The 19,579-nt window shown below is 72.1% G+C and carries 24 protein-coding genes and 2 pseudogenes; 11 read left to right on the plus strand and 15 right to left on the minus strand.

What is annotated here, in order from left to right:
- Positions 1-124: 124 nt before the first annotated feature.
- Positions 125-326, plus strand: a pseudogene (locus AC07A6_RS14110) (transposase); the annotation flags it as partial.
- A gap of 60 nt (positions 327-386) precedes the next feature.
- Here AC07A6_RS14110 and AC07A6_RS14115 read toward each other — a convergent pair.
- Complete coding sequence (locus AC07A6_RS14115) at positions 387-989, minus strand: hypothetical protein (RefSeq protein ID WP_478777258.1); 603 nt, start codon at positions 987-989, stop codon at positions 387-389.
- 154 nt (positions 990-1,143) lie between these two features.
- On the opposite strand from AC07A6_RS14115, the pseudogene AC07A6_RS14120 reads away from it, so the two are divergent.
- Positions 1,144-1,365, plus strand: a pseudogene (locus tag AC07A6_RS14120) (transposase); the annotation flags it as partial.
- A 50-nt stretch (positions 1,366-1,415) separates the two neighbouring features.
- On the opposite strand, the gene AC07A6_RS14125 reads toward AC07A6_RS14120, so the two are convergent.
- Complete coding sequence (locus AC07A6_RS14125) at positions 1,416-2,282, minus strand: 2OG-Fe(II) oxygenase (RefSeq protein ID WP_478777259.1); 867 nt, start codon at positions 2,280-2,282, stop codon at positions 1,416-1,418.
- 354 nt (positions 2,283-2,636) lie between these two features.
- Between AC07A6_RS14125 and AC07A6_RS14130 the strand changes: the two genes are divergently transcribed.
- Positions 2,637-3,161, plus strand: coding sequence for an AAA family ATPase (locus AC07A6_RS14130; RefSeq protein ID WP_478777260.1), 525 nt, complete (start codon positions 2,637-2,639; stop codon positions 3,159-3,161).
- A 947-nt stretch (positions 3,162-4,108) separates the two neighbouring features.
- Here AC07A6_RS14130 and AC07A6_RS14135 read toward each other — a convergent pair.
- Positions 4,109-4,756 (minus strand): GNAT family N-acetyltransferase, encoded by a 648-nt coding sequence (locus tag AC07A6_RS14135; protein WP_478777261.1) that lies wholly within the window; start codon positions 4,754-4,756, stop codon positions 4,109-4,111.
- Positions 4,757-5,080: 324 nt separating this feature from the next.
- Here AC07A6_RS14135 and AC07A6_RS14140 point away from each other — a divergent pair, with 324 nt between their 5' ends.
- Together AC07A6_RS14140 and AC07A6_RS14145 are read left to right on the plus strand one after the other, a co-directional pair.
- Complete coding sequence (locus AC07A6_RS14140; protein ID WP_478777262.1) at positions 5,081-5,722, plus strand: carbonic anhydrase; 642 nt, start codon at positions 5,081-5,083, stop codon at positions 5,720-5,722.
- Positions 5,723-5,845: 123 nt separating this feature from the next.
- Complete coding sequence (locus AC07A6_RS14145; protein ID WP_478777263.1) at positions 5,846-6,598, plus strand: hypothetical protein; 753 nt, start codon at positions 5,846-5,848, stop codon at positions 6,596-6,598.
- A 32-nt stretch (positions 6,599-6,630) separates the two neighbouring features.
- On the opposite strand, the gene AC07A6_RS14150 is transcribed toward AC07A6_RS14145, so the two are convergent.
- Positions 6,631-7,071 carry a DUF6223 family protein gene (locus tag AC07A6_RS14150; RefSeq protein ID WP_362459788.1) on the minus strand — a complete coding sequence of 147 codons (441 nt, stop codon included), beginning with the start codon at positions 7,069-7,071 and terminating at the stop codon, positions 6,631-6,633.
- Between the two features lie 197 nt (positions 7,072-7,268).
- Between AC07A6_RS14150 and AC07A6_RS14155 the strand changes: the two genes are divergently transcribed.
- Both AC07A6_RS14155 and AC07A6_RS14160 read left to right on the plus strand, forming a co-directional pair.
- The gene (locus AC07A6_RS14155) at positions 7,269-8,396 is read left to right on the plus strand and encodes a sensor histidine kinase (RefSeq protein WP_478777264.1); all 1,128 of its coding nucleotides are present in this window, start codon (positions 7,269-7,271) and stop codon (positions 8,394-8,396) included.
- Positions 8,393-9,055: a response regulator gene (locus AC07A6_RS14160; RefSeq protein WP_478777265.1), complete on the plus strand. Its 663-nt coding sequence runs from the start codon at positions 8,393-8,395 to the stop codon at positions 9,053-9,055. Before AC07A6_RS14155 ends, AC07A6_RS14160 begins: the two co-directional genes overlap by 4 nt.
- Before the next feature lie 48 nt (positions 9,056-9,103).
- On the opposite strand, the gene AC07A6_RS14165 is transcribed toward AC07A6_RS14160, so the two are convergent.
- Both AC07A6_RS14165 and AC07A6_RS14170 read right to left on the minus strand, forming a co-directional pair.
- On the minus strand, positions 9,104-9,307 hold the full coding sequence (locus AC07A6_RS14165) for an EF-hand domain-containing protein (RefSeq protein ID WP_362459796.1): 204 nt from the start codon (positions 9,305-9,307) through the stop codon (positions 9,104-9,106).
- Between the two features lie 127 nt (positions 9,308-9,434).
- Complete coding sequence (locus tag AC07A6_RS14170; protein ID WP_478777266.1) at positions 9,435-10,046, minus strand: TetR family transcriptional regulator; 612 nt, start codon at positions 10,044-10,046, stop codon at positions 9,435-9,437.
- Positions 10,047-10,165: 119 nt separating this feature from the next.
- Between AC07A6_RS14170 and AC07A6_RS14175 the strand changes: the two genes are divergently transcribed.
- Positions 10,166-11,017 carry a class I SAM-dependent methyltransferase gene (locus AC07A6_RS14175; RefSeq protein ID WP_478777267.1) on the plus strand — a complete coding sequence of 284 codons (852 nt, stop codon included), beginning with the start codon at positions 10,166-10,168 and terminating at the stop codon, positions 11,015-11,017.
- 290 nt (positions 11,018-11,307) lie between these two features.
- Here the strand turns inward: AC07A6_RS14175 and AC07A6_RS14180 are convergent, their stop codons facing one another.
- The 3 genes from AC07A6_RS14180 to AC07A6_RS14190 all read right to left on the minus strand — a co-directional run bounded on the left by AC07A6_RS14180 (position 11,308) and on the right by AC07A6_RS14190 (position 12,582).
- Positions 11,308-11,610 (minus strand): hypothetical protein, encoded by a 303-nt coding sequence (locus tag AC07A6_RS14180; RefSeq protein ID WP_478777268.1) that lies wholly within the window; start codon positions 11,608-11,610, stop codon positions 11,308-11,310.
- A gap of 385 nt (positions 11,611-11,995) precedes the next feature.
- The gene (locus tag AC07A6_RS14185) at positions 11,996-12,259 is read right to left on the minus strand and encodes a hypothetical protein (RefSeq protein ID WP_478777269.1); all 264 of its coding nucleotides are present in this window, start codon (positions 12,257-12,259) and stop codon (positions 11,996-11,998) included.
- A complete protein-coding gene (locus AC07A6_RS14190; RefSeq protein WP_362459810.1) occupies positions 12,256-12,582 on the minus strand; it encodes a DUF6247 family protein in 327 nt (108 codons plus the stop codon). The genes AC07A6_RS14185 and AC07A6_RS14190 overlap by 4 nt, the downstream gene beginning before the upstream one ends.
- Positions 12,583-12,864: 282 nt before the next feature.
- On the opposite strand from AC07A6_RS14190, the gene AC07A6_RS14195 reads away from it, so the two are divergent.
- Together AC07A6_RS14195 and AC07A6_RS14200 are read left to right on the plus strand one after the other, a co-directional pair.
- On the plus strand, positions 12,865-13,011 hold the full coding sequence (locus tag AC07A6_RS14195) for a hypothetical protein (RefSeq protein WP_386271142.1): 147 nt from the start codon (positions 12,865-12,867) through the stop codon (positions 13,009-13,011).
- Between the two features lie 6 nt (positions 13,012-13,017).
- The gene (locus AC07A6_RS14200; protein WP_478777270.1) at positions 13,018-13,638 is read left to right on the plus strand and encodes a hypothetical protein; all 621 of its coding nucleotides are present in this window, start codon (positions 13,018-13,020) and stop codon (positions 13,636-13,638) included.
- Positions 13,639-13,667: 29 nt separating this feature from the next.
- Here AC07A6_RS14200 and AC07A6_RS14205 read toward each other — a convergent pair whose 3' ends face one another.
- The 4 genes from AC07A6_RS14205 to AC07A6_RS14220 all read right to left on the minus strand — a co-directional run bounded on the left by AC07A6_RS14205 (position 13,668) and on the right by AC07A6_RS14220 (position 16,603).
- The gene (locus tag AC07A6_RS14205; protein WP_478777271.1) at positions 13,668-14,597 is read right to left on the minus strand and encodes a MerR family transcriptional regulator; all 930 of its coding nucleotides are present in this window, start codon (positions 14,595-14,597) and stop codon (positions 13,668-13,670) included.
- A 231-nt stretch (positions 14,598-14,828) separates the two neighbouring features.
- Entirely contained in the window at positions 14,829-15,071 is a 243-nt protein-coding gene (locus AC07A6_RS14210; protein WP_362459821.1) for a hypothetical protein, read from the minus strand.
- Positions 15,072-15,270: 199 nt separating this feature from the next.
- Positions 15,271-15,681, minus strand: coding sequence for a RidA family protein (locus AC07A6_RS14215; protein ID WP_478777272.1), 411 nt, complete (start codon positions 15,679-15,681; stop codon positions 15,271-15,273).
- A gap of 97 nt (positions 15,682-15,778) precedes the next feature.
- On the minus strand, positions 15,779-16,603 hold the full coding sequence (locus AC07A6_RS14220) for a dienelactone hydrolase family protein (RefSeq protein WP_478777273.1): 825 nt from the start codon (positions 16,601-16,603) through the stop codon (positions 15,779-15,781).
- Positions 16,604-16,754: 151 nt separating this feature from the next.
- On the opposite strand from AC07A6_RS14220, the gene AC07A6_RS14225 reads away from it, so the two are divergent.
- Positions 16,755-17,825 (plus strand): GlxA family transcriptional regulator, encoded by a 1,071-nt coding sequence (locus AC07A6_RS14225; protein WP_478777274.1) that lies wholly within the window; start codon positions 16,755-16,757, stop codon positions 17,823-17,825.
- A gap of 21 nt (positions 17,826-17,846) precedes the next feature.
- Here the strand turns inward: AC07A6_RS14225 and AC07A6_RS14230 are convergent, their stop codons facing one another.
- Positions 17,847-18,968, minus strand: coding sequence for a HEAT repeat domain-containing protein (locus AC07A6_RS14230; RefSeq protein ID WP_478777275.1), 1,122 nt, complete (start codon positions 18,966-18,968; stop codon positions 17,847-17,849).
- Positions 18,969-19,051: 83 nt separating this feature from the next.
- Positions 19,052-19,579, minus strand: a complete 528-nt coding sequence (locus AC07A6_RS14235) for an anthrone oxygenase family protein (protein WP_386274532.1) — start codon at positions 19,577-19,579, stop codon at positions 19,052-19,054.

Below are 19,579 nucleotides of genomic sequence, written 5' to 3' on the forward strand. Positions count from 1 at the left end.
GCCGCGGCCGGCGTTCCCGCCACGGCCGCCGAGTGCACCTCGCTCCACCCCACGGCCCCGGTCCGGCGCCGAGCCGCAGCCGTCGAAGGCGGTGGACGACCGGCTGATCGACGAGCTGGTCTCCCGCGCGAAGGCCGTGCTCACGGACGTCGGCCCGGTGGAGCTATCCGTGCCCCGCGGACCGGGAAGGCTCCTTCGAGCCGAAGATCGTCAAGAAGCGGCAGAGGCGCCTGACCGGTGTCGACGAGATGGTCATCTCCCTGTCCGCGAAAGGCCTGACCACCGGCGAGGTCCAGACCCACCTGGCCGAGGTCTGGGCTGTCTCCTCCGGCTCTTCCGGATCTTGTCTGGTTGGTACCGCCCAGCGCATTCGGAAAGAGTCGGGCTCAGGTCGTCTGCCGCCACCCTCCTCCCGCGACGGCCCAGCCTGTGATCTCGGGCTTGACCCGAGGGAGCGCCCACGGCTCCAGGGTTCCGTCACAGAACTCCGCCAGAAACTGGACCATGCCGCCCTGGTAGTGCCACCAGGGGCCGTTGCGAGAGCAGACGGTGACCGGCCAGTTCTCCGGATCGTCGCCGAGCACGCTCCAGAAGAAGTGGTCGCCCTCCTGCGAGTCGCCCCACTGCATCAGGCTCGTCGAGACGAGCTCCGGGGGACGCAGGTCGGCCGGGTAGTCGAAGTTCCACCTCTGCGAGGGCGTGCCCTTGGCCTCGGCGCGGTCGGCTTCCTCGGCTTCCTCTCCGGGCCAAGGAAGCATGACGCCCAGGAAGTCGTCCAGGTCGAAGGCGGGGTACCACTCGGCGAGCGCCTTGAAGTCGGACGGCAGAGTTCTTCCGGCCTCTTCCTCGACCGCCCGCCAGTCGAAGGCGGCAGGCTCCTGCCGGCGTAGTGCCGCCAGCCCGGGAACAGCGCCTTCGAGCACGGCTATTGCCTCCGCCGGCTCGAGGATCCTGCGCACCGGCTTCTGCGTTCCTATGAGCTCTTCCACGGACGCAGACTGCCACACAGCTCCGACAGCCCCGCGGTCCGCGCGCTGCGCTGATCCACCCAACAGCGTGATCCACAGGAGACGTCCTCGGGCGCCGAGGTCCATGGCGCCGAAGTCTCCCGCCAGACGATCTCCACGAGCCCCGACCGAGGACGCGGCGCCGAAGTTGTGGGAGAGCACCTGGGAGGAGTTCACCGCATTCCTGCGGCTCGACACCGAAATCCGCCGCATCGTCTGCACTACTAACGCGATCGAATCGGTGAACGCGAGGATCCGGCGGGCGGTCGAGGCCCGCGGCCGCTTCCCGAACGAGACCGCCACCCTGAAATCGTTCGACGTCACCTTCGACGGCCGCCTCTCCGCAGCCCGTCAGTAACCCCAAGGCCCCCCGTTACGCCGTTCGATTGACAGACCTCTTGCTGTGGCTCACGGGACATCTATGGGCTCGTAGAGCACGTCGGTTCTGAGGATTGTTTTCGTGCCCTCAAGAAGCGGCGCCGAGTCGTGAAGCGTCCGATGCCAGAAGAGGAGCGCATCGCCCGGTTCGGGGCGATGAGAGCTCAATATTTCCTCAGGCTTCGCGAGCCGGGGCCAGTCCGAGAAGTCGCGTTGCACAAAGGGAAGATCGTTCTGCTTGTCGGCGATGAACCGCGTTTCTCCGCCCACTGCCTCATACGACAGGTAGACGACCACCGTCAGGAGAGTTCGCCGTCCGTCGGGGGCGAAGTAGGGCGAATCGTAGTGCGGGACAAGAAGTCCGTCGCGTTCGTACGTGATGAAGCGCATACGCGGATTGACGGCCGTCGGCTTCCAGGGCCTTCCGTCTGAATCCGTCGGATCGTCCGGTCCCACTTCAAACGACAGAAATGTCCGCAGCCTGCGGTAGAACTCCGCAGCCAAGGTTTTGGATTCAGCCGTGGCACGGAGATGGCCGACCGGATCTCCCTCCGCGTAGTTGGCGGCAACGCCGTCTAGACCCACCGGCACGAAGCGCTGGGCAGCCAGTTCGGCCGCGAATACCTCCACTTCAGCCGGGGTGAGGAATTGGCGAATCACTCTGGCATCGACGTGAGGGATCTCCGACTCGGTCGGGGCCCATGAGTCATCGGCAGATATTCGGCTCACCGCTTCTTCGGAGAGCTCGAAGGGATTTACCGGCATTTCGAACATGCTCACTTTCTCCGTCTTGAGGTCATCGTCGATGCCGCCGTGGCCGTGACCATGGCCGTGGCGCCAGCCGCCTGGAACGCCCGCAGGCAGCACATTGAGGCGAATGGCGGGACTGCCGGCCACGTACCTGCGCGCGTTGAATCCGTGGAGGGACTCGAGGCACCCGGAGTCAACGCCCGCAGGGAGCGGGACCGCTGAGCGGTTATCGTCACAATGACGATATTAGGCCGGGGTGAACCCGCAAAGCAAGCCGGACGCACCCAACGCGGCGGAAGGGGCCGGAGGGTGGGGGCAGCCTGGCCACCGCCGTCCACCGCCACGCCGCCACCGTCCGCTCTTCGTAAACCTCACGCCGCACCACAGCCGTCACGAAGCACACCCCAACCACACAACGGCGCGGACCGCCTCCGCGGCGAACGCCCCGGGGCTTCCACTCTGCCTGTCCCCGCGGCCCGCAAGGGGCTAGCGTCCAAGTCCATGATCGTATGGCTCAACGGCACGCACGGCGTGGGCAAGACGACGACCAGCGCGCTCGTCCAGCAGCTGATCCCGGACTCACGGGTGTTCGACGCCGAGAAGGTCGGCGAGACACTCATGGACATCAGGCCGGGATTGCCCGCGACGGACAACTTCCAGCACTGGCCGCCATGGCGACCGCTCGTGGTCGAGACCGCCCGACGCGTCCTCGACTACACCGGCGGAACCCTGGTGATGCCCATGACCATCCTCGTGGAGCGGTACTGGCGCGAGATCAGCTCGGGACTTGCCGAGCACGGTATTCCGGTCCGGCACTTCGTTCTACATGCCGACCTGGACACCCTCCGCGCGCGCATCGCGGGCGACACCGTGCTCGGCCCCGACTCGCCGTTCCGGCTCCAGTACCTTGAGCCCTACGCCGAGGCGGCCCGCACGTGGCTGCACGCCGAGGCCGAGGTCGTCGACACCACGCACCTCACCCCCGCGCAGGCCGCCCAACAGATCGCAGAGGCCATCAATGGTTGAGAGGACGACCTTCCGGCGCCGCACCTCGCGGGTGACAACAAGACTGCCTGTGTGACAACTGCCGCGCTTCTTCGGCTCACCCCTTCAGCGGGAGTGCTGAAGGGGCGCTCGGCCTCCAGTACGTCATCACGTTCTACGGCCACTGTGACGGATCCTGATCGGCCACAGGCCGCCCCTCAGCGTGCAGCCCGGACCGGCCTCCGGTGCCTGGACCGCCTCGGCGATCAGCACCTCCATACGGGTGCTGCAGGCGCCCGACGGATTCACGCCCGCGCTCCAGTGCCGGAAGCTGGTCCGCTGACAGCCCGTCCGGTCCTCGGCGGCAAGGTCCGGCGGCAGGTGTCAACCCGTGCGGCGGCGGTAGGCCCGGACCGTGCGCTCCGCGATGACCACGGTGCCGTTGCCGAGGATCACCGTGCGGACTACCCGGACACTGCGGGCCTGACCATCCACGCCGCACACTGAAGCACGCGGACGGCGAGCTGGTCGTCTGGGATGTGGAGGCGGACCCTTTGGCGTTCGCGGCGTTGCAGCGCCGGGCCGCCGCCCGCCAGCCGCGCTGCCGTGCTGGTGGTGACGCCCAATGCCGCGCCCTCTCTCTTCAACAATCTGTTGAAGATATGGGGCGAGTGGGGTCGGGCAAGGGTGCAACCCGGCCGATCGTGGGGCAGGGGCGCCATGGATCCCGGCCGGGTTCGCGCGTTCGGAGAGCGTGCCGTCGCTGTCCCTGCTCGTCAAGGGCAGCGGCAGACGCCTGCTGGAGGCCCATATGGCCGGCCGCCCCGGATACGCCGACTCCCAGGCGCGCACGAGCGGCTTCCTGCCCCGTCCGCCACGCCCGCCGGGTGCCGGGTGCCGGGAGCCGACCGCGTTGAGGATCGGAATGCCGCCGCGGATCGTGGTGCTGCGGACGGCGCCGCCACCCGCGACCGCTGCCGGACACCCGGTCAGTCCACGGGTGCGTGCCGGGCGAGGCGGCCGGCCAGGCCTTCCTTCACCCGGGGCCAGTCCGCGCGCACGATCGAGTACAGCGCGGAGTCGCGTATTCCGCCGTCGGCGGCCAGGAAGTGGGCCCGGCGCACGCCTTCGAACGCCGCGCCCAGGGCCGCGATCGCGTCGCGGGAGCGTTCGTTGCGGGCGTCGGCGTGCAGCGATATCCGGTGCACGCCCCACTCCTCGAACGCCAGCGACAGCAGGAGGGACTTCGCCTCCAGGTTGATGCCAGTGCGCTGCGCCCACGGCGCGAGCCAAGTCGAGCCGATCTGCCCGGCGTCCGGGATCCCGCCCGGGTTGACGTGGCCCGGACGCGGCGGCCACACCCCGGCGTGCCAGTACTCCAGGTCCCGGAGCCGGCTCGTGCCCGCCACCCGGCCGTCGTCCGCGCGTACGAGGACATAGGTGACCGCGAGGCCGGACTCGCCGTCCAGACGGGCGCGTTCGATGTAGCGGTCGACGGCCGCGCGGTCGGCCGGGACATAGGTGTACCCGTACGTGGCACGGTTCTCGGTGGCTGCGGTCAGCAGACCCTCGGTGTGGGCCGGTGACATGGGTTCCAGGCGCACCAGACGACCGGACAGGGGAATGGCTTCAGGCATGCCCACATGATCGCAACGGCCGCCCGGGGCGGTGCCGCCGTTCGGATGAACTGGCCGACGGGCACGTCACTGCAGCGGGGGGCCGATTGTCGGATCTGTATGTCACCTCCCGTACGCCGGTCAAGACATCCGCCCCGCGACGCCCGGCGGGGCTGCCGGAGCCCGGTGAGCGCCGCCGGCTCCGCGAGCAGTGGGGTCTGACGGACCTCGGAGGGCCGGGGTGAGGAGCGGACGAAGAGTCCGTGGGGCGGACCTCAGCCGGTGCCCTCGCCCGTGGTCCGGCCTGAGGGAGCCGTGGCCCGGGCACGGCCCTAGTCTGTGCGCATGAACGACACCCAGGCCCTTGCCCCTCGTGAAGCCTTCGACACGCTGCTGGCCGGCAACCGGCGGTTCGTCGCCGGTTCGACGGAGCACCCGAACCAGGACGCCGCGCGCCGTACCGAGGTCGTGCCCGCGCAGAACCCGTTCGCGGTGCTCTTCGGCTGCTCCGACTCCCGCCTGGCCGCCGAGATCATCTTCGACCGCGGGCTGGGCGACCTGTTCGTGGTCCGTACCGCCGGACACGTCCAGGGGCCGGAGGTGCTGGGCAGCATCGAGTACGGGGTGAGCGTGCTCGGCGCCCCGCTGGTCGTGGTCCTCGGCCACGACGCGTGCGGCGCGGTCGCGGCCACCCGCTCCGCCGTCGAGGACGGCACCGCGGCGGGCGGCTACGTCCGGGACGTGATCGAGCGGGTCACTCCCAGCGTGCTGTCCGCCCGCGCGGCCGGGCACACCGAGGACGCCGATTTCATCGCCGAGCACATACGGCACACCGTGGACCTGCTGCTGGACCGCTCGCGCGCGCTGGCGCAGGCGGTCGAGGACGGTCAGGCCGCCGTGGTGGGCCTGTCGTACCGGCTGGCCGACGGAACGGCCCGCGTGGTCACCGCCCGCGGGCTGGAGGTGCCCGAGGACGCCGTCGTGTGACGCCGGCTCGCGGCTCGCGGCTCGCGGTCAGGCTGCTCAGGTCGCCGCCCGGGAGGGCCTGGCGATCTGCGTGCGGCGGGCCCGAGTAGCATCCGGGGCGCAACTGATCCACCTGGGGGAACCATGAACAGCGCAGACGGCAGACGGGGCGCGGCGGTCGGGGGGCTGCTGCTGGTGGCGGCCCTGGCCTCGGGCTGCGCTGCCGCCGGGCCGACGGGGCCGGACGGTCGCGCGGCAGCGGAAGCGCGTCCGGGCTCGCCCGCGGCCCGCCCGGTCGACGCCCGGGAGCTGCTCGCGGCCGCCCTGCCGGACGAGGAGATCGGGCCCGCCGGCTCCGCCGAGAAGAAGGTGTACGAACCCGACCCGGGGCACGCCCTCGCGTCCGCCGGCGATCCCCACTGCGTCACGCTCACCGACCCGTACCGGGACGGGCCACAGCCCGCGACAGTGGTCCAGACCTTCCACAGCAAGGAGAACCTGGACTGGACCGGAGCCACCACGCTCACGGCCCACCCCGGCCCGACGGCGGCTGCCGGCGAGTTCGACCGGCTGCGCAAGGCCGTGCAGGGCTGCCGCGAATTCCACTGGCGCGACGTCTACAGCGGCAACGGCACCGGTACCCGCGCCACCCTCACCGCGGTGCAGGCTCCCGCCCAGGGGGACGAGGCCTTGGCGTACACCCTGACGCTCTTGACGGACGTCAGCGACATCAACCCCGAAGTACCGGAGATCCGCACCATCCGCAGGGTCGCGGTGGTGCGGATCGGCTCCGTGATCGCCCAGTTCCAGCTGGAGCCGTCCCCCTCGGCGGAAACCATGGAGTTTCCGGCCGAGCTCATGGCCCGTCAGATTCAGCGGCTGCGCAGCCTCCCCTGACGGCCGGCCGGTACTGGGACGAGCCGATGCGGTCAGCCGGTGCGGCGGGAGCGGGCCCGGGCCAGGCCGCCGAGGATCGTGGCGGCCAGACCCAGTACCAGGGCCGCGGCGCCGGCGACCACCCCGTTGCCGGTGCCGGGGCCGCCGTCGGCGGTGGCCAGGACCAGGCCGCCGTTGACGAGGGTGATCGGCCCGGCCGCCAGGGCCGTGATGGCCTCCCTTCGCCCGTCGCCGGTGCCGCTGCGGCGGGCGGAACGGGTCAGGGCCAGCCTGCCGACGACCACGGCGGCCAGTGCGAGCAGCGCGGCCGCGCTGGCCCAGATGCGGTCGAAGGTCGGGCCGTAGACGGTTTCGGCGGCCGACTGGGCTGCGGTGTGCGCGGCCGCCGGTGCGGCGAGCCCGATGCCCGCGATGACGGCGGCTGCGGCCGTGGCTGTGGTTGTGGCTGTGGCGATCAGGCGGCGAGTGGGCATCCGGGTGCTCCTTGTGGTTCCACGACTGGGTGTGCCCTGAGCATGTCGGCGGGGACTGCCGCAGGTCGTCCGGCAATCGCAGGCACTTCGCGCTACCGCGGACGCGGCAGGCGCCGCGGGGCTACTGCGTCCGTGGTAGCCGGCCGCTCGTCCCTGAGCGGGATCCGCACGCGGCGGCCCCCGGATACGGTGCGCGCATGGGCAATCGATGGTTCCGTGTCCGGGCCGGTGTCAGGGACTGGCTGGTCGCCGGGGGTGTGGCGGGGGCGCTCCTGGTCACCGGGGTGTCCGGGCAGCACTCCGCCACGGGCCTGGACCTGCTCGGCTACGCGCTGCTGGGGGTCGGCGGCCTGGTGCTGGCGGCCGGCCGCCGGGCTCCGGTCGCCGTGCTGGCGGTCACCGGGCTGTGCGCGGTGGGGTACCAGGCGGCGGGGTTCGACGTGGCCGCCGTCGCGTTCCTGTTCGCGGTGTACGCGGCCGTGCGGGCCGGACACCGCGTCGTCACCGTGGTCGTGAGCGTGGCCGTGCTCGCCGCGCTGCCGCTCGCGGCCCTGGCCTCGGGCCTGCAAGACACGGGCGAGGCGTTCGCGCGGGCCCGGGGGGCCCTGGAGATCGCCTGGCTGGTCGCGGCCGGGGCGGCCGGTGAGGCCCTGCGGCAGGCCGAACGGCGCGCGGACGAGGCCGAGCGCACCCGGGAGGAGACCGCGCGGCGCCGGGCCGACGAGGAGCGGCTGCACATCGCGCGGGAGCTGCACGATTCCCTCACCCACCAGATCTCGGTCATCAAGGTGCAGTCCGAGGTGGCCGTCCACGTCGCCCGCAAGCGCGGCGAAGACGTGCCCGAGGCCCTGCTGGCGATCCGGGAGGCCGGCCGGGAGGCGGCCCGGGAGCTGCGCGCGACCCTGGAGGCCCTGCGCGACGACGGCACGACTCCGCCGCACGGTCTCGACCACCTGCCGGAACTGGTGGAGCGGGCCGGCGGGACGGGTTTGCGGGCCACGCTGACGATCGAGGGGCGACGGCACGACGTCCCGGCCGCGGTGGGCCGTACCGTCTACCGGATCGTCCAGGAGTCGCTCACCAACATCGCCCGCCACGCGGACGCGACCAGGGCGTCGGTCCGCATCGACTACCGCCCGGACGCCGTCGCCCTCCGGGTCGATGACGACGGCAAGGCCGTGCCCGGCACCGACCTGGTCCCCGGCATGGGACTGCTCGGGATGAGGGAACGCGTCACCGCACTCGGAGGCCGCCTGCTGGCGGCACCGCGCGGCGGGGGCGGCTTCACCGTCCAGGCCGAACTCCCGGTGGAGCGTGCCTCGTGATCCGGGTCCTGCTCGTCGACGACCAGCCGCTCATCCGGAGCGGCTTCCGCGCCCTCCTCGACCTGGAGGACGACATCGAGGTGGTGGCCGAGGCCGCGAACGGCAACGAGGGTCTGGAGCTCGCCAGGGCGCACGTGCCCGACATCGTCCTCGTCGACATCCAGATGCCGGTCATGGACGGCATCGAGACGACCCGGCGCATCGCCGCCGACCCGGCCCTGGCCGGGGTGCACGTCGTCGTCCTCACCAACTACGGCCTGGACGAGTACGTCTTCGACGCCCTGCGCGCCGGCGCCGCCGGATTCCTCGTCAAGGACATCGTGCCGGAGGACTTCCTGCACGCCGTACGCGTCGCCGCGCGCGGCGAGGCCCTCCTCGCGCCCTCGATCACCCGCAAGCTCATCGACCGGTACGTCAGCCAGCCCCTACCCGGCACGACGGGGCCTGCGTTGGAAGGGCTGACCGGCCGCGAGCGTGAAGCCGTCGTGCTGGTCGCACGGGGCCTGTCCAACGACGAGATCGCCCACCGCATGGTGATCAGCCCGCTGACCGCGAAGACCCACGTCAACCGGGCCATGACCAAGCTCCACGCCCGCGACCGCGGCCAGCTCGTCGTCCTCGCCTACGAATCCGGTCTCGTGACCCCACGCACCTCCTGACGTCCACCGCCCCCGTCACGAAGGTGCGGGCGGCCCGCCCGGACTCCCCTACTTCAGCAGGGTGCGGAACTCTTCGAAGTCGAGGACCCCGTCGTGGTTCGCGTCGGCCGCCATGGCCTTCTTGACCTCTTCGGCGAGGTGCCCCTGGGCGCCCTCGGCCTTGAACCCCTCCGCCAGTTCGACGATGCTGATCCGCCCGTCGCCGTCCGTGTCGATCTCGGCGAACAGCGCCCTGAGCTCGGCCTCGTTCATGACATACCCCTCTCGCGTTCACGGGCCCCGAAGGCCCGCACGACCCTCCACCCTGCCACACCGTCAACATCAGGCTGACGGGGAGGCATTGGGTCGGCCGCCTTCGGCCGTACGCGGGGCCCGAGGACTACGCCGGCGGTCGCGGTTGCCCGGCGTCGCCGAGCAGGACGGCCAGCAGCTGCCGCACGGTCGTCTGCGTGTCCTGCCCCTGGCCGGGAACGCGCGTCATCAGCAGGTGGTGGACCGTGCCGACCAGCGCGAGCGCGATGGTGGCGGTGTCCGCGCCGGCGGCCAGCCGGCCGCCGCGCTGCTCGGCCCGCAGGTAGGCGGTGAAGGCGCGCTGGATCGCGTCGAAGGCGGGCGCGCCGGACTGGAACCCCTCCCGTGTGTGACGTGCGGCTGCCGGACGGGTCATCGCCAGCCCCACCACCGCGGCGGGCAGCGCCTCCAGCAGGTCGAGGGCGACCTCCTGGAGGTTGCCGGCGACCGTGCCCTCGCCCACCTTCGCCTCCAGCGCCTCGGCCTGGCGGGCGCTGCGCGCGAACCGGTCCAGGACCAGCTCGGCGACGAACTCGTCCAGGCCCGCGAAATGCGTGTGCAGGACCCCCTTGCCGCAGTCCGCCTCCGCGGTGATCGCGCGGCTGGTCAGGGCCGCCGCACCGTCACGGGCCACCACCCGCTCCGCAGCCGCGAACAACCGCTCGCGCAGATCCGGGATCGCCACTCCACGAGGTGACACAACCGCCCCTTCCGTCAACACCGTTGCAAGTATGGGCATCCGCCCATACTGTTTGGGCACTTGCCCATACTAGGTGCCGGGGCGCCGTGCCGCACCCCGGTGGAAGGGAGCAGTCACTCATGACCCATGTCGCCGACACCGCTCAGGCCGAGGCGTGGAACGGATACGAGGGCGAGCAGTGGGCCCGCAGCCAGGACCGCTGGGACGCCGTCAACGACGGCTTCAACCAGCCCCTCCTGGACGCCGCGGCCGTCGCGGAGACCGACTCCGTGCTGGACGTGGGCTGCGGGGCCGGACGCACCACCCGCCTCGCCGCCCGGCGCGCCGGCCGGGGCCGCGCACTGGGGGTGGACCTGTCCGGCCCGATGCTGGCGAAGGCCCGCGAGAGCGCCGTGCGGGAGGGGGTGGAGAACGTCTCCTTCGTGCAGGGCGACGCGCAGGTCCACGCCTTCGACGCCGCGGGTTTCGACGCGGTCATCAGCCGGTACGGCATGACCTTCTTCGCCGACCCCGCAGCCGCGTTCGCCAACCTCCACCGCGCACTGCGCCCCGGAGGGCGGCTGGCCTTCATCTGCGCGGCCGAAGCCGGGGCCAACCAGTGGCTGGAGGCGATGGCCTCCCTGGAGGCCGTCCTGCCGCTCGGCGGCTTCGGCGAGGCCGGCGGCCCCGGCATGTTCTCGCTCACCGACCCCGGCCGCATCCGCACCCTGGTCAGCGCCGGCGGGTTCACCGGCGTCGACGTCCGGCGCGTCGAGGTGCCGGGCAAGTGGGGCGCCGACGCGCAGGACGCCGCGGCGTTCCTGCTGGACTCCGGCCCCGGCCGCCACCTGCTCAGCCAGGTCACCCCGCAACGGCAGGACCAGGCGCGCCGGATGCTGACCGACGCCCTCGGCCGTTACGAGACGGGCGATGGCGGGGCGGTGTGGCTGCGCAGCAGCTCGTGGCTGGTCACCGCCGTACGCGGGCGCTGACCGCCGCCCGGCGGGTTCGTCGCGGCCCGGGAGCGGCCCGGGAGCGGACCGGCCGACGCCGGCATCGCACACGGATCGGGGGCTGGACCGCGGTTGGTCCAGCCCCCGGATTTCGCCCTCGCAAGTGGCCGCTATCCGGCAGAATCCGGAAAGACGTCGACTGGATTTGCCGGCGAAGGCCGGGTTGAACAACGGCGAGATATCGCCGCTCGTCGCGACTAAAGCGCCGGATCAATGGAAGGCGATCATTCTCGGCGGCAACAACACGCCATCTGGATGTGCCCGGCGGTTCAGCAATAGGCCCAGCGCACCTCGTACGTCAGGTTGCCCCAGAGCCCCGAGAAGTAGAAAGGCTTCTTGGCCCCCTTCGGCCCGACCCGCGGGGTGTCCCAGGGGAGGCCGTTGTTGAGGGTGAATCGCGCGTACGGACAACGTCCGTCGGCCTTGAGGTCCTCCACCTCGCCGGACAGCACGCCGTCGGTGCAGAACGTTCCGGAGAGTCGGCCTTCCGTGGTCTGTCGGGAGATGTTCTGACAGGTGGCCGGATTGAGCGAGCTGGAGGCGGCGGAAGCAGCGGGGGCGGTCAGGGTCATTCCAACTACGGCCAAACCGAGAGCGGCGCCTGTGACGAACTTGGATCGCACGGTGTCCCCTTTCACCTTTTCCGTATCTGAACGTGCCGGGTGGGCTGGGTCGCTTGGCAAGGTAGCCCAGAATTTCGCGTACCGGTGCAGCTGTTACGCGACAATGTGTGGCCAAAATTTGCGCGTGCGACCTCTGTTTTGCGGCCTGACCTGCCGGAATGCCGCGCTTTGATCATGGTCGGGAAATTGCCGTTCGCTGCTTCCCGGGACCGGCTCCTCCTACGCCTCCCGCTTCGCGTCGATCTCGGCGATGAGGCCCTCGACGAGGGTCTTGATCCCGTCGCGGATGGGGCGGACGGCCTCGACGCCCTGCCCGGCCGGGTTCCTCGCGGCCTCAGCCGAGCCAGACGACGCCCAGGACGGACAACCGCCGGGTGAGCCGGTTGGCCATGTAGACGACGGACAGCTGCCCGACGGACGCCGCGCGGATGTCTTCGGCTTCCGGGTCGCCTGCGTTCCACTGGGGCCAGGCCCACGGGGAGCGCACCGCGATGTCCAGGACGTCGCGGACCATTTCCCGGGCCGGCTCGGGAAGCTCGGCCAAGGCCTTCGCGGCCTGCGGGGACAGCCGTACCGCCCAGGGCCGCTGTCCGCTCACGGGCGGCCGCCGAGTACGTCGTCCAAGTCCACGAAGTCGGCGTCGTCCTGGCCGGAGTCCATGAAGGCGTCCACGTCCGGGGCCGCGGCGACCCGCAGCTGCCAGGTGCGCACGACCTCGTGCAACGGGGTGAGGCTGAATGCGTGGCGGGCGTCCTCCAGCGCCTTCGCCCAGTCCCGCTCGAACGCCGGCACCCACTGCTCTGCACGCCGGTCGGCCCGGAGCCGGGCGACGAGCTCGGCCGCGGCGCCTGGTGCGGGCGCGTACGGGGCGGGGGCGAGGGCCGGGGCGGGGGCAGGTGTTTGGTCGGGCTGGGCGCTCAACGGCTCCTCCTACGGCGGGTGCTGACTGCCACCGTAGAACGTCGTGACCGCGCTCGTGGAGGTTCGGGCGGGTGAGCGGGGTGAGGGAGCTGGAGCGGCCCGGCGCCGTTGCACGCGTGCCGGTCGGCGGGCGAGCGAGACGGCGAAGGACGCGAAGCCGTGCCGACGCAGGATGTGGGGAACGAACAGGGTCACAGCCTCGGTGGCACGGGCTGTGGCGATGTCGCCGAGGTCCTCGATAGCCCATAGGGGGCGTTCACTTCTCCCATACAGTGGGTTCCGATGACTTCCGAATCCCCCGCCGCGCTCGAACCGTTCGGCGCGCACGGCTTCGACGGCGTGACGCTGGACGGGCTCTGCGACGCGGTCGAGCACCGCTTCGCCCTTCCCCGTTCCGCCGGCGAACCGCACGCCCGGGAAGGCGTCTGATCCGGAATGTCGGCGCATGCGAGCGGATGGGCGGCGGTCGCGGGACTGCTGTTGTCGACCGGGCCCACTCCGGGTCCGGCCGTCATGGAACCGCCCCCGGTGATCCGGGGGAAGGTCGGCGAGTACGTGTCGATGGAGATCGTCCACATCAACAACGCCTCCGCCCGGGTCCATGTGGAGCTGCCCGAGGGCATATCGGCGGCCGCACTCCCGGTAGGGCACTTCCCATCGGAGGAGACCTACTGCGGCGACTGGGACCGCACCGTGCGCGTCCTGGTGTGCGGTGGTGGCGACAGGACCATCCTCCGCGTACGGATCGACCGAGAGGTGAAGGGCGCGCGGGGCAGGATCTGGACCTCGGGGAAGCCACTGCCCGGCTCGGTCCGCACGGGACCGCTCACGGTGGAGGTCACGGGAGTGGCGGCCAAGCCGAGACACGACCCACCGGCCTGGTCCCGGCCGGCACCCGGTTCTCCCGAGGACCGCCGCCTGCGGGCGGCGGAGCGCTCCGAGCGTCTGCTCATCACGGGAACGGCCGGGGCGGCGGCGCTGGCCGCGCTGTTCCTCGGCGCACGACTGGTCGGAAGGCGGCGGCGTTCGACCACCGCCGGCGCCGGGGGCGCGTGACCGCGCCTCGGGAATCGGCGAGCCGTGGATCACTGCCGCGGCACGGCGGTGGTGAACCAGGTGTGCAAGGGCGCCAGCGTCGGCGAGGCGGGCCAGCCGTTGACCGTCGCCAGGAGCCGCCAGTACCGCTCGACGTGCGGGTCGGCGGTCAGGTGGAGTCGGGCGAGGAGCCAACGGCGCAGATCCCCGCCGCCCGCGTCCTGGAACGCGTGGGCGTAGAGGCCGCCCAGCAGGTCGGCGGGCGGCACGGCCGCGGCGGAGGCCGGAAGGAGGCCGGTGGCCGTGGCCTCCTCGATGCGTGCGCGCATCGTCCGGTTGAGGCCGTCGTGCAGGTCGGCGGCCGCTTCCGGGGAGGGCTCCCGGGCCTGGTCCTCGGCGACGCGTCGTACCGCCGAGCGGAATTCCGCGCTCCGGCAGAGCTCCGCGAGTTCCACCCAGGCCGCGACCTGTTCCGGGCCAGGGTCGTCGGGGAGCTCCGGCATGACGGACCGCATCAGGCCCGCGAACTCGGGGTTGGGCTCGCCGTCCGCGAAGACGGCCTCGATGAATTCGGCCACCAGGTGGTGCTGTTCGGCCCGGGAAAGCGTGGCGAGTCGGTGCATGAGGTCCATCTCCATGGGGGCGGTGCCGCGCTGCGCGACGGCCCGCAGGACCGCCTGGCGCACGCGCAGGGAACGGATCTGTACGTCCAGGGCGTCGGCGTGCGCGCCCGCGACCTCGGGGAGGGACGCTTCCCGGTCCAGCACCCTGCGTACGGTCGCCAGGCCGAGGCCGAGCTCGCGCAGCGTCCGGACCAGGGCGAGACGGGCGAGCGCGTCCGGGCCGTACAGCCGGTAGCCGGCGGGGCTGCGGCCGGTCGGCGGGACGATGCCCTTGTCGGAGTAGAACCGGACCGCCTTCACCGTCAGGCCGGTGCGGCGCGCCAGCTCGCCGATGGAGTAGAGGGTGTCGCTGTGCATGCCCCCAGCTTGGGGTCTCCCCCGAGGGGAGACTCAAGCGGTGCGGTGGGGTGGGGTGTAATGCGGTGCGTTGCGAACTCCGCGGGGCGCTGCCCCACGATCAGCTGCCGATACCCCCTCCACCGTCCCGGGACTCGGACCGGGCGGTGGATGACGGCTGGCGGTGCGTTGCGTGGTGTTGCGTAACTGCCGTACGGCCGGCCCCGTGTCGGCCCGGGGCGGCCGGGTCGGTCAGTAGCGGACCCAGAGGGTGATGACGCCCGGGTGGGTGGGGCCGAAGGGCTCGCAGAAGAAGACGGGGCCCCAGATGTTGTAGCCGGCCCGGCCGGCGGCCACGCACTCGGTCTGCGACGCGTGGTTGCTGCGGGCGTAGAAGCCGGGGCCGGGGGCGGCCTCGGCCGTGCCCGCGGCGCCGAGCGCGAGGGTTCCGGCGGTGACGGCGGTGGCGAGAGCGGCTGCTGTGCGGCGGTACATGGCATGTCCTCCTGAAAATGCCGGGGATGCCCGGCAGAGTGCCTGACGATGCGATGTGGTGCGGTACGTGCAGGCTGCGCAGCCAGGCACGAACGTACCGTCACGGACCAGGCCGCACAATAGGTCTAGGCCAATGCATCGCGTTCCGGTCTGCGATCCCTCGGATTCGGGTCCGTGCGACTTCTGGAGCCGCAGAGGTTCAGTCGGGCAGCGCCACGGTGAGGTCCACCTCGACGAGCTGCCCCGTGAAGCCGAGTTGCGCGACGCCCAACAGCGTGCTGGCGCTGGTGAACGCCGGGCCCAGGGCCGAGTCGGTGAGCCGGCGCCAAGCGACGCCGAGGTCGTCCCGGTCGTCGCTGCGCACGTAGATCACCGAGCGCACCACGTGCCGCGGCCCGGCATCCACCGCGGCCAAGGCGGCGAGCGCGTTCGCGACGACCTGGTCGACTTGCCGCTCCAGCGACCCGGAACCGACGAGGGAACCGCTCCGGTCGAGCGGGCACTGCCCCGCCAGGTAGGCCGTACGGCCGGTCTCCACCACGGTGATGTGGTGATAGCCGGGCGTCTCGTGCAGCTGCTCGGGATTGATACGAGTGATTTTCGCGGTCATGCCCAGGAGTCTGACCGGCATGCCGCGGGCACGCACCGCCATTTCCGTCCCGCTCAGCGACCGGCCGAGCCGGTGACCGGGCACCGTACCGGGCCGGTCAGGTGGTGTGGCGGGCCGTGTGCGGGTGCAGGCGGTCGGTGAGGAAGGTGAGGATCGCGTCGCGTGCCCGGAGCGTGGGGTGGCCCGCCTCGTCGACGAGGTGGGCGGTGACGACGCTGTGCGGCGTGCCGACCAGGTCGGCGAAGAAGGGCGGCGGCGCCGGGTTGGCGGCGGTGTCCGGGAGGACCCGGCCGTCGAAGGCGTCGCCCAGCAGGGCCCGGTAGGCGGCGAAGCGCTGCCCCGTGCACCAGCGGTCGCCCTCGAAGCGGTAGGCGAGGACGGTGAGTCCGTCGCGGTCGAGGCGGTCGCGCACCGCGCGGGCGTCCGCCGGGTCGAGTTCGATTCCGCCGGGGTCGTCGAGCGGCAGCGAGGGGTGGTTGACCACCGGGGCGATCACGGTGGGCTCCAGGGCCATGGTGAGGGCGAAGTTCCCCGTGAAGCACAGGCCGATCGCCCCCACCCCCGGCCCGCCGCACTCCGAGTGGGCCTGGCGCGCCAGACCGCGCAGCCAGAGCGTCACCGGGCTGGTGCCGCCCCCGGCGAAGGCGTGGAACTCCGCGCTGACGCATGCGCGGCGGAGGACCTCCCGGCCGCCGTCGACCGTGGGGAAGGCGCCGTCCGTCCCGAAGAGGGAGGGCACGTGGACGGTGAAGCCCGCGTCCCGCACCCACCGCGCGAGCCGCAGGACGTCGGGGCTGATGCCCGGCATCTCGGGCAGCACCACGACCGCCGGGCCGGTCCCGGCCACGTACACGGTCTTCTCCACCCCCTCCACGGCCACGGTCCGGCGGATGAAGTCGGTGAGGGGATCGTCTTCGCTCATGGGGCCAGCCTGACGCGGAACCGGCTGCCGGGTGAGGGGCGGGATCGCCTGAGCCTGAGGCGATCCCGCCATCCCGCCATCCCGCCACCCCGCCCTCCCTCCATATCCTGGGCGGAGGCGGGACGGGGTTCGGGGGTGGCAGGGGGTACGGGTGGGGGCGGAGGACGGGCAGCCCGCGGCGGGCGGCGGCGGGCCGGGGGAACTGCGGGTCGGGGTCCTGGCGTACCCGGGCTGCTTCGCGTCCGAAGTGTTCGGCGTGCCGGACCTGTTGACGATCGCCGGGCACGTCGCGGGGCCGGACGCGCCCGGCTGCCGGGTGTCGGTCGTCTCACCCCGCCGCCGGGTCACGGCTTCGGGCGGCGCGAGCCTGGAGGTGCGGCCCCTGCGCGAGGTCGACGTCCTCGTGGTCCCCGGCTTCGAGCTGCGTACGGGCACGGATCTCGACGCCCTGCTCGGCCGGCTCGCCCCGGAGACCGCGGCCATCCGGGCGCAGGCCGCGGCCGGCACCGCCGTCGTCTCCCTCTGCGTCGGCGCCTTCCTGCTCGCCGAGGCGGGCCTCCTCGACCGGCGCCGGGCCACCACCTCGTGGCTGCACGCCGGGGAACTGGCCCGGCGCTGCCCCGAAACGGAAGTGCAGCCCCAGCACCTGGTCGTCACCGACAGGGGCGTGACGACCACGGCCGCCTTCAGCGCGATGTACGACTTCGCGCTGGACCTGATCCGCCGGCAGCACGGCGCCGGGGTGGCCCGGACCACCGCCCGTGTCGCGCTGCTCGACGAGGCGCGGGCCTCCCAGACCCCGTACGTCGATCCCCGGCTCCTGCCGCAGCCCGGCCGGGAGTTCTCCCAGCGGGTCATGCGGCGTCTCGACCAGAACCTCGCCGAGCGGTACGACCTCGCCGCCCTCGCGGACGCCTTCCAGGTCAGCACCCGTACGCTGCTGCGCCGCTTCGCCGAGGAGACCGGGCACAGCCCGCTGGTCCATCTCCAGGCCGCCCGGGTCCGCCGGGCCCGCCATCTGCTGGAGTCCACCGACCGCACCGTCTCCGCGGTCGCGGCGGCCGTCGGATACCAGGACCCCGGCACCTTCGCCGCGCTCTTCGCCCGCCACACCGGCCGGCGCCCGAGCGCCTACCGGGCCGCGTTCCGTCGGGGCCGGAGAGAGGGCGCCGAGTCCGGAAGCGCACCATCGGCGGGGTCTACCGGTTCCGACCGGGGGTGAGGAGGCCAGCGGGGGGGGACGTCAGCGGCGGTCGCGGCGCCACTCGTAGCGCCACACCGCTTCGAGGTAGTGCTCCTCTTCCAGGGAACCGCGCCGGGGCGGGCCGAGGAAGCGTGCCGCTTCCACGCACCGTTCGTCGTGGTGGAGGGCGAGTCCGTAGGCAGCCGCGAGCCGGACCAGGCGGTCCGGGTCGTCCAGCACGGCGGCCGCCATGGCGTCTGCGAAGATGGGATCGTGGTCCCGGCCCACGGCAACCGTGCAGCAGGCGGTCTTCCGCACCACCGCGTCCGGGTCGGCCATCAGCCGCAGCAACGCCGTGCGAGCGTCGCCGGAGAAGGCCGGCGACGAGGATGACGTGCCGCTGAGCCCATCCGCCACCGCGCGCCGTACCCGGGCATCCGAATGGCCGGCGTACCGCAGGAGGGCCGCCTCCGCGCGGAGGCCGCTGAGACCTCCGAGAGCGCCCAGCACCTCGGTGAGCACGGCGAGGTCCGTCTCCTCGGCCGACCAGTCGGTGAACATGTCCAGAGCGGGACCGGCGAACGCGTCCTCGTCGCTGTCGTCGAACAGAAGGGTCAGCCGGAGCACCTCGGCGCTGAACAACCGGCGGGACGGGTCCGGGTGCGTGCGCAGCGCCGCGGCAGCCGTCCACGTCGCCCGGCCGCGCCGGCCGGCCAGCAGGATGGTGACCCTGGCCCATGTGGCGTGGTTCTCCTGGCCGGCGTGTGCCAGCGCGCGGTCCGTCAGCTCCTCGAACGAGGTCCGAACCCCGAGCAGTTCCTCGGCGTACGTGAGGATCGCCCCGTGGCCGTCCCGCACGGTCGTGCCGCCAAGGGTGACCTCGTCGACGCTGTGGTACTCGTCGTCCTGAACCGGCGTACGGACGGCGGCGTCTCTGGAACCCGTACGGCGTCGCAGTTCGGCCTCGGCCCCCGTCTCGTGCCAGCGGCGCGCCAGGTCCCGCGCCTCCAGGAGTTCGGACTCGGGATACCGGCCCCGGGTCTCGTGGTCCAGGAGCGCCTCGAACAGAGCGGGCGAACCCGAGTCGACCGCCTCGCTCAGGGGGAGGAGGTCCTCCTGCCCGCACCGGCCGGGATCCGCACCGTACTGGAGCAGCAGTTGGGCGATGTGCCCGGCGTGCATGCGGACTCGCCGTCCACCGCATTGCTCGTGCCCCTACCCGTACGCACTCCCATGCCTCTGCTCCCCCGTGGCGTTCGCGAAGCTCACTGTAGGTCTGCCGAATCGGTCCGGGACGGAGGGCCTGTGCGCCGGGTTCCGTCCGGCGCGTGGTCGGCGCCCCGGCGGCGCAGGGCCAGCAGGATCAGCAGCGTGAAGGCGGCGAACGCGGTGCCCGTGCGGGCGTTGTTGAACGCCTCCCAGCGGTCCAGGACCTCGGCGTGGTCGAGGGGCGCCGAAGTGACGGCCCACTCCTTGATCCGGCCGTTGATGGGAACGTTGCCGAGCCGGGTTATCAGGAAGGACACCAGTGTCAGCAGCCCGGCTCCGCCCGCCAGCCGCCGCGGGGTGCCGCGGGTCATGACGGCCAGCGTCGCGGAGCTGAGCGCGGACAGCGCCATCGCGCCCTGCATGGTGATCCCGTTCATCTCCATCAGCCGGGCGTGGAAGGACAGCCTCATCTGGAGCGGTACCGCGTCGAACGTGGGGACGAGGTTGGCCGCGCCGTAGCCGAACGCGCCCGCGAGGGCGCCGGTGGACAGCAGGGCGAGACCCAGGACGAGTCGGATGCGCAT

Source organism: Streptomyces sp. NPDC044002, assembly GCF_056434525.1.

Bases quoted from the DNA above. Each gene is read 5' to 3' on its own strand.
- AC07A6_RS14130 (WP_478777260.1), top strand. From the start codon at position 2,637: ATGATCGTATGGCTCAACGGCACGCACGGCGTGGGCAAGACGACGACC.
- AC07A6_RS14135 (WP_478777261.1), bottom strand. From the start codon at position 4,756: ATGCCTGAAGCCATTCCCCTGTCCGGTCGTCTGGTGCGCCTGGAACCC.
- AC07A6_RS14140 (WP_478777262.1), top strand. From the start codon at position 5,081: ATGAACGACACCCAGGCCCTTGCCCCTCGTGAAGCCTTCGACACGCTG.
- AC07A6_RS14145 (WP_478777263.1), top strand. From the start codon at position 5,846: ATGAACAGCGCAGACGGCAGACGGGGCGCGGCGGTCGGGGGGCTGCTG.
- AC07A6_RS14150 (WP_362459788.1), bottom strand. From the start codon at position 7,071: ATGCCCACTCGCCGCCTGATCGCCACAGCCACAACCACAGCCACGGCC.
- AC07A6_RS14155 (WP_478777264.1), top strand. From the start codon at position 7,269: ATGGGCAATCGATGGTTCCGTGTCCGGGCCGGTGTCAGGGACTGGCTG.
- AC07A6_RS14165 (WP_362459796.1), bottom strand. From the start codon at position 9,307: ATGAACGAGGCCGAGCTCAGGGCGCTGTTCGCCGAGATCGACACGGAC.
- AC07A6_RS14175 (WP_478777267.1), top strand. From the start codon at position 10,166: ATGACCCATGTCGCCGACACCGCTCAGGCCGAGGCGTGGAACGGATAC.
- AC07A6_RS14180 (WP_478777268.1), bottom strand. From the start codon at position 11,610: ATGACCCTGACCGCCCCCGCTGCTTCCGCCGCCTCCAGCTCGCTCAAT.
- AC07A6_RS14195 (WP_386271142.1), top strand. From the start codon at position 12,865: ATGACTTCCGAATCCCCCGCCGCGCTCGAACCGTTCGGCGCGCACGGC.
- AC07A6_RS14200 (WP_478777270.1), top strand. From the start codon at position 13,018: ATGTCGGCGCATGCGAGCGGATGGGCGGCGGTCGCGGGACTGCTGTTG.
- AC07A6_RS14205 (WP_478777271.1), bottom strand. From the start codon at position 14,597: ATGCACAGCGACACCCTCTACTCCATCGGCGAGCTGGCGCGCCGCACC.
- AC07A6_RS14210 (WP_362459821.1), bottom strand. From the start codon at position 15,071: ATGTACCGCCGCACAGCAGCCGCTCTCGCCACCGCCGTCACCGCCGGA.
- AC07A6_RS14215 (WP_478777272.1), bottom strand. From the start codon at position 15,681: ATGACCGCGAAAATCACTCGTATCAATCCCGAGCAGCTGCACGAGACG.
- AC07A6_RS14220 (WP_478777273.1), bottom strand. From the start codon at position 16,603: ATGAGCGAAGACGATCCCCTCACCGACTTCATCCGCCGGACCGTGGCC.
- AC07A6_RS14230 (WP_478777275.1), bottom strand. From the start codon at position 18,968: ATGCACGCCGGGCACATCGCCCAACTGCTGCTCCAGTACGGTGCGGAT.
- AC07A6_RS14235 (WP_386274532.1), bottom strand. From the start codon at position 19,579: ATGCGCATCCGACTCGTCCTGGGTCTCGCCCTGCTGTCCACCGGCGCC.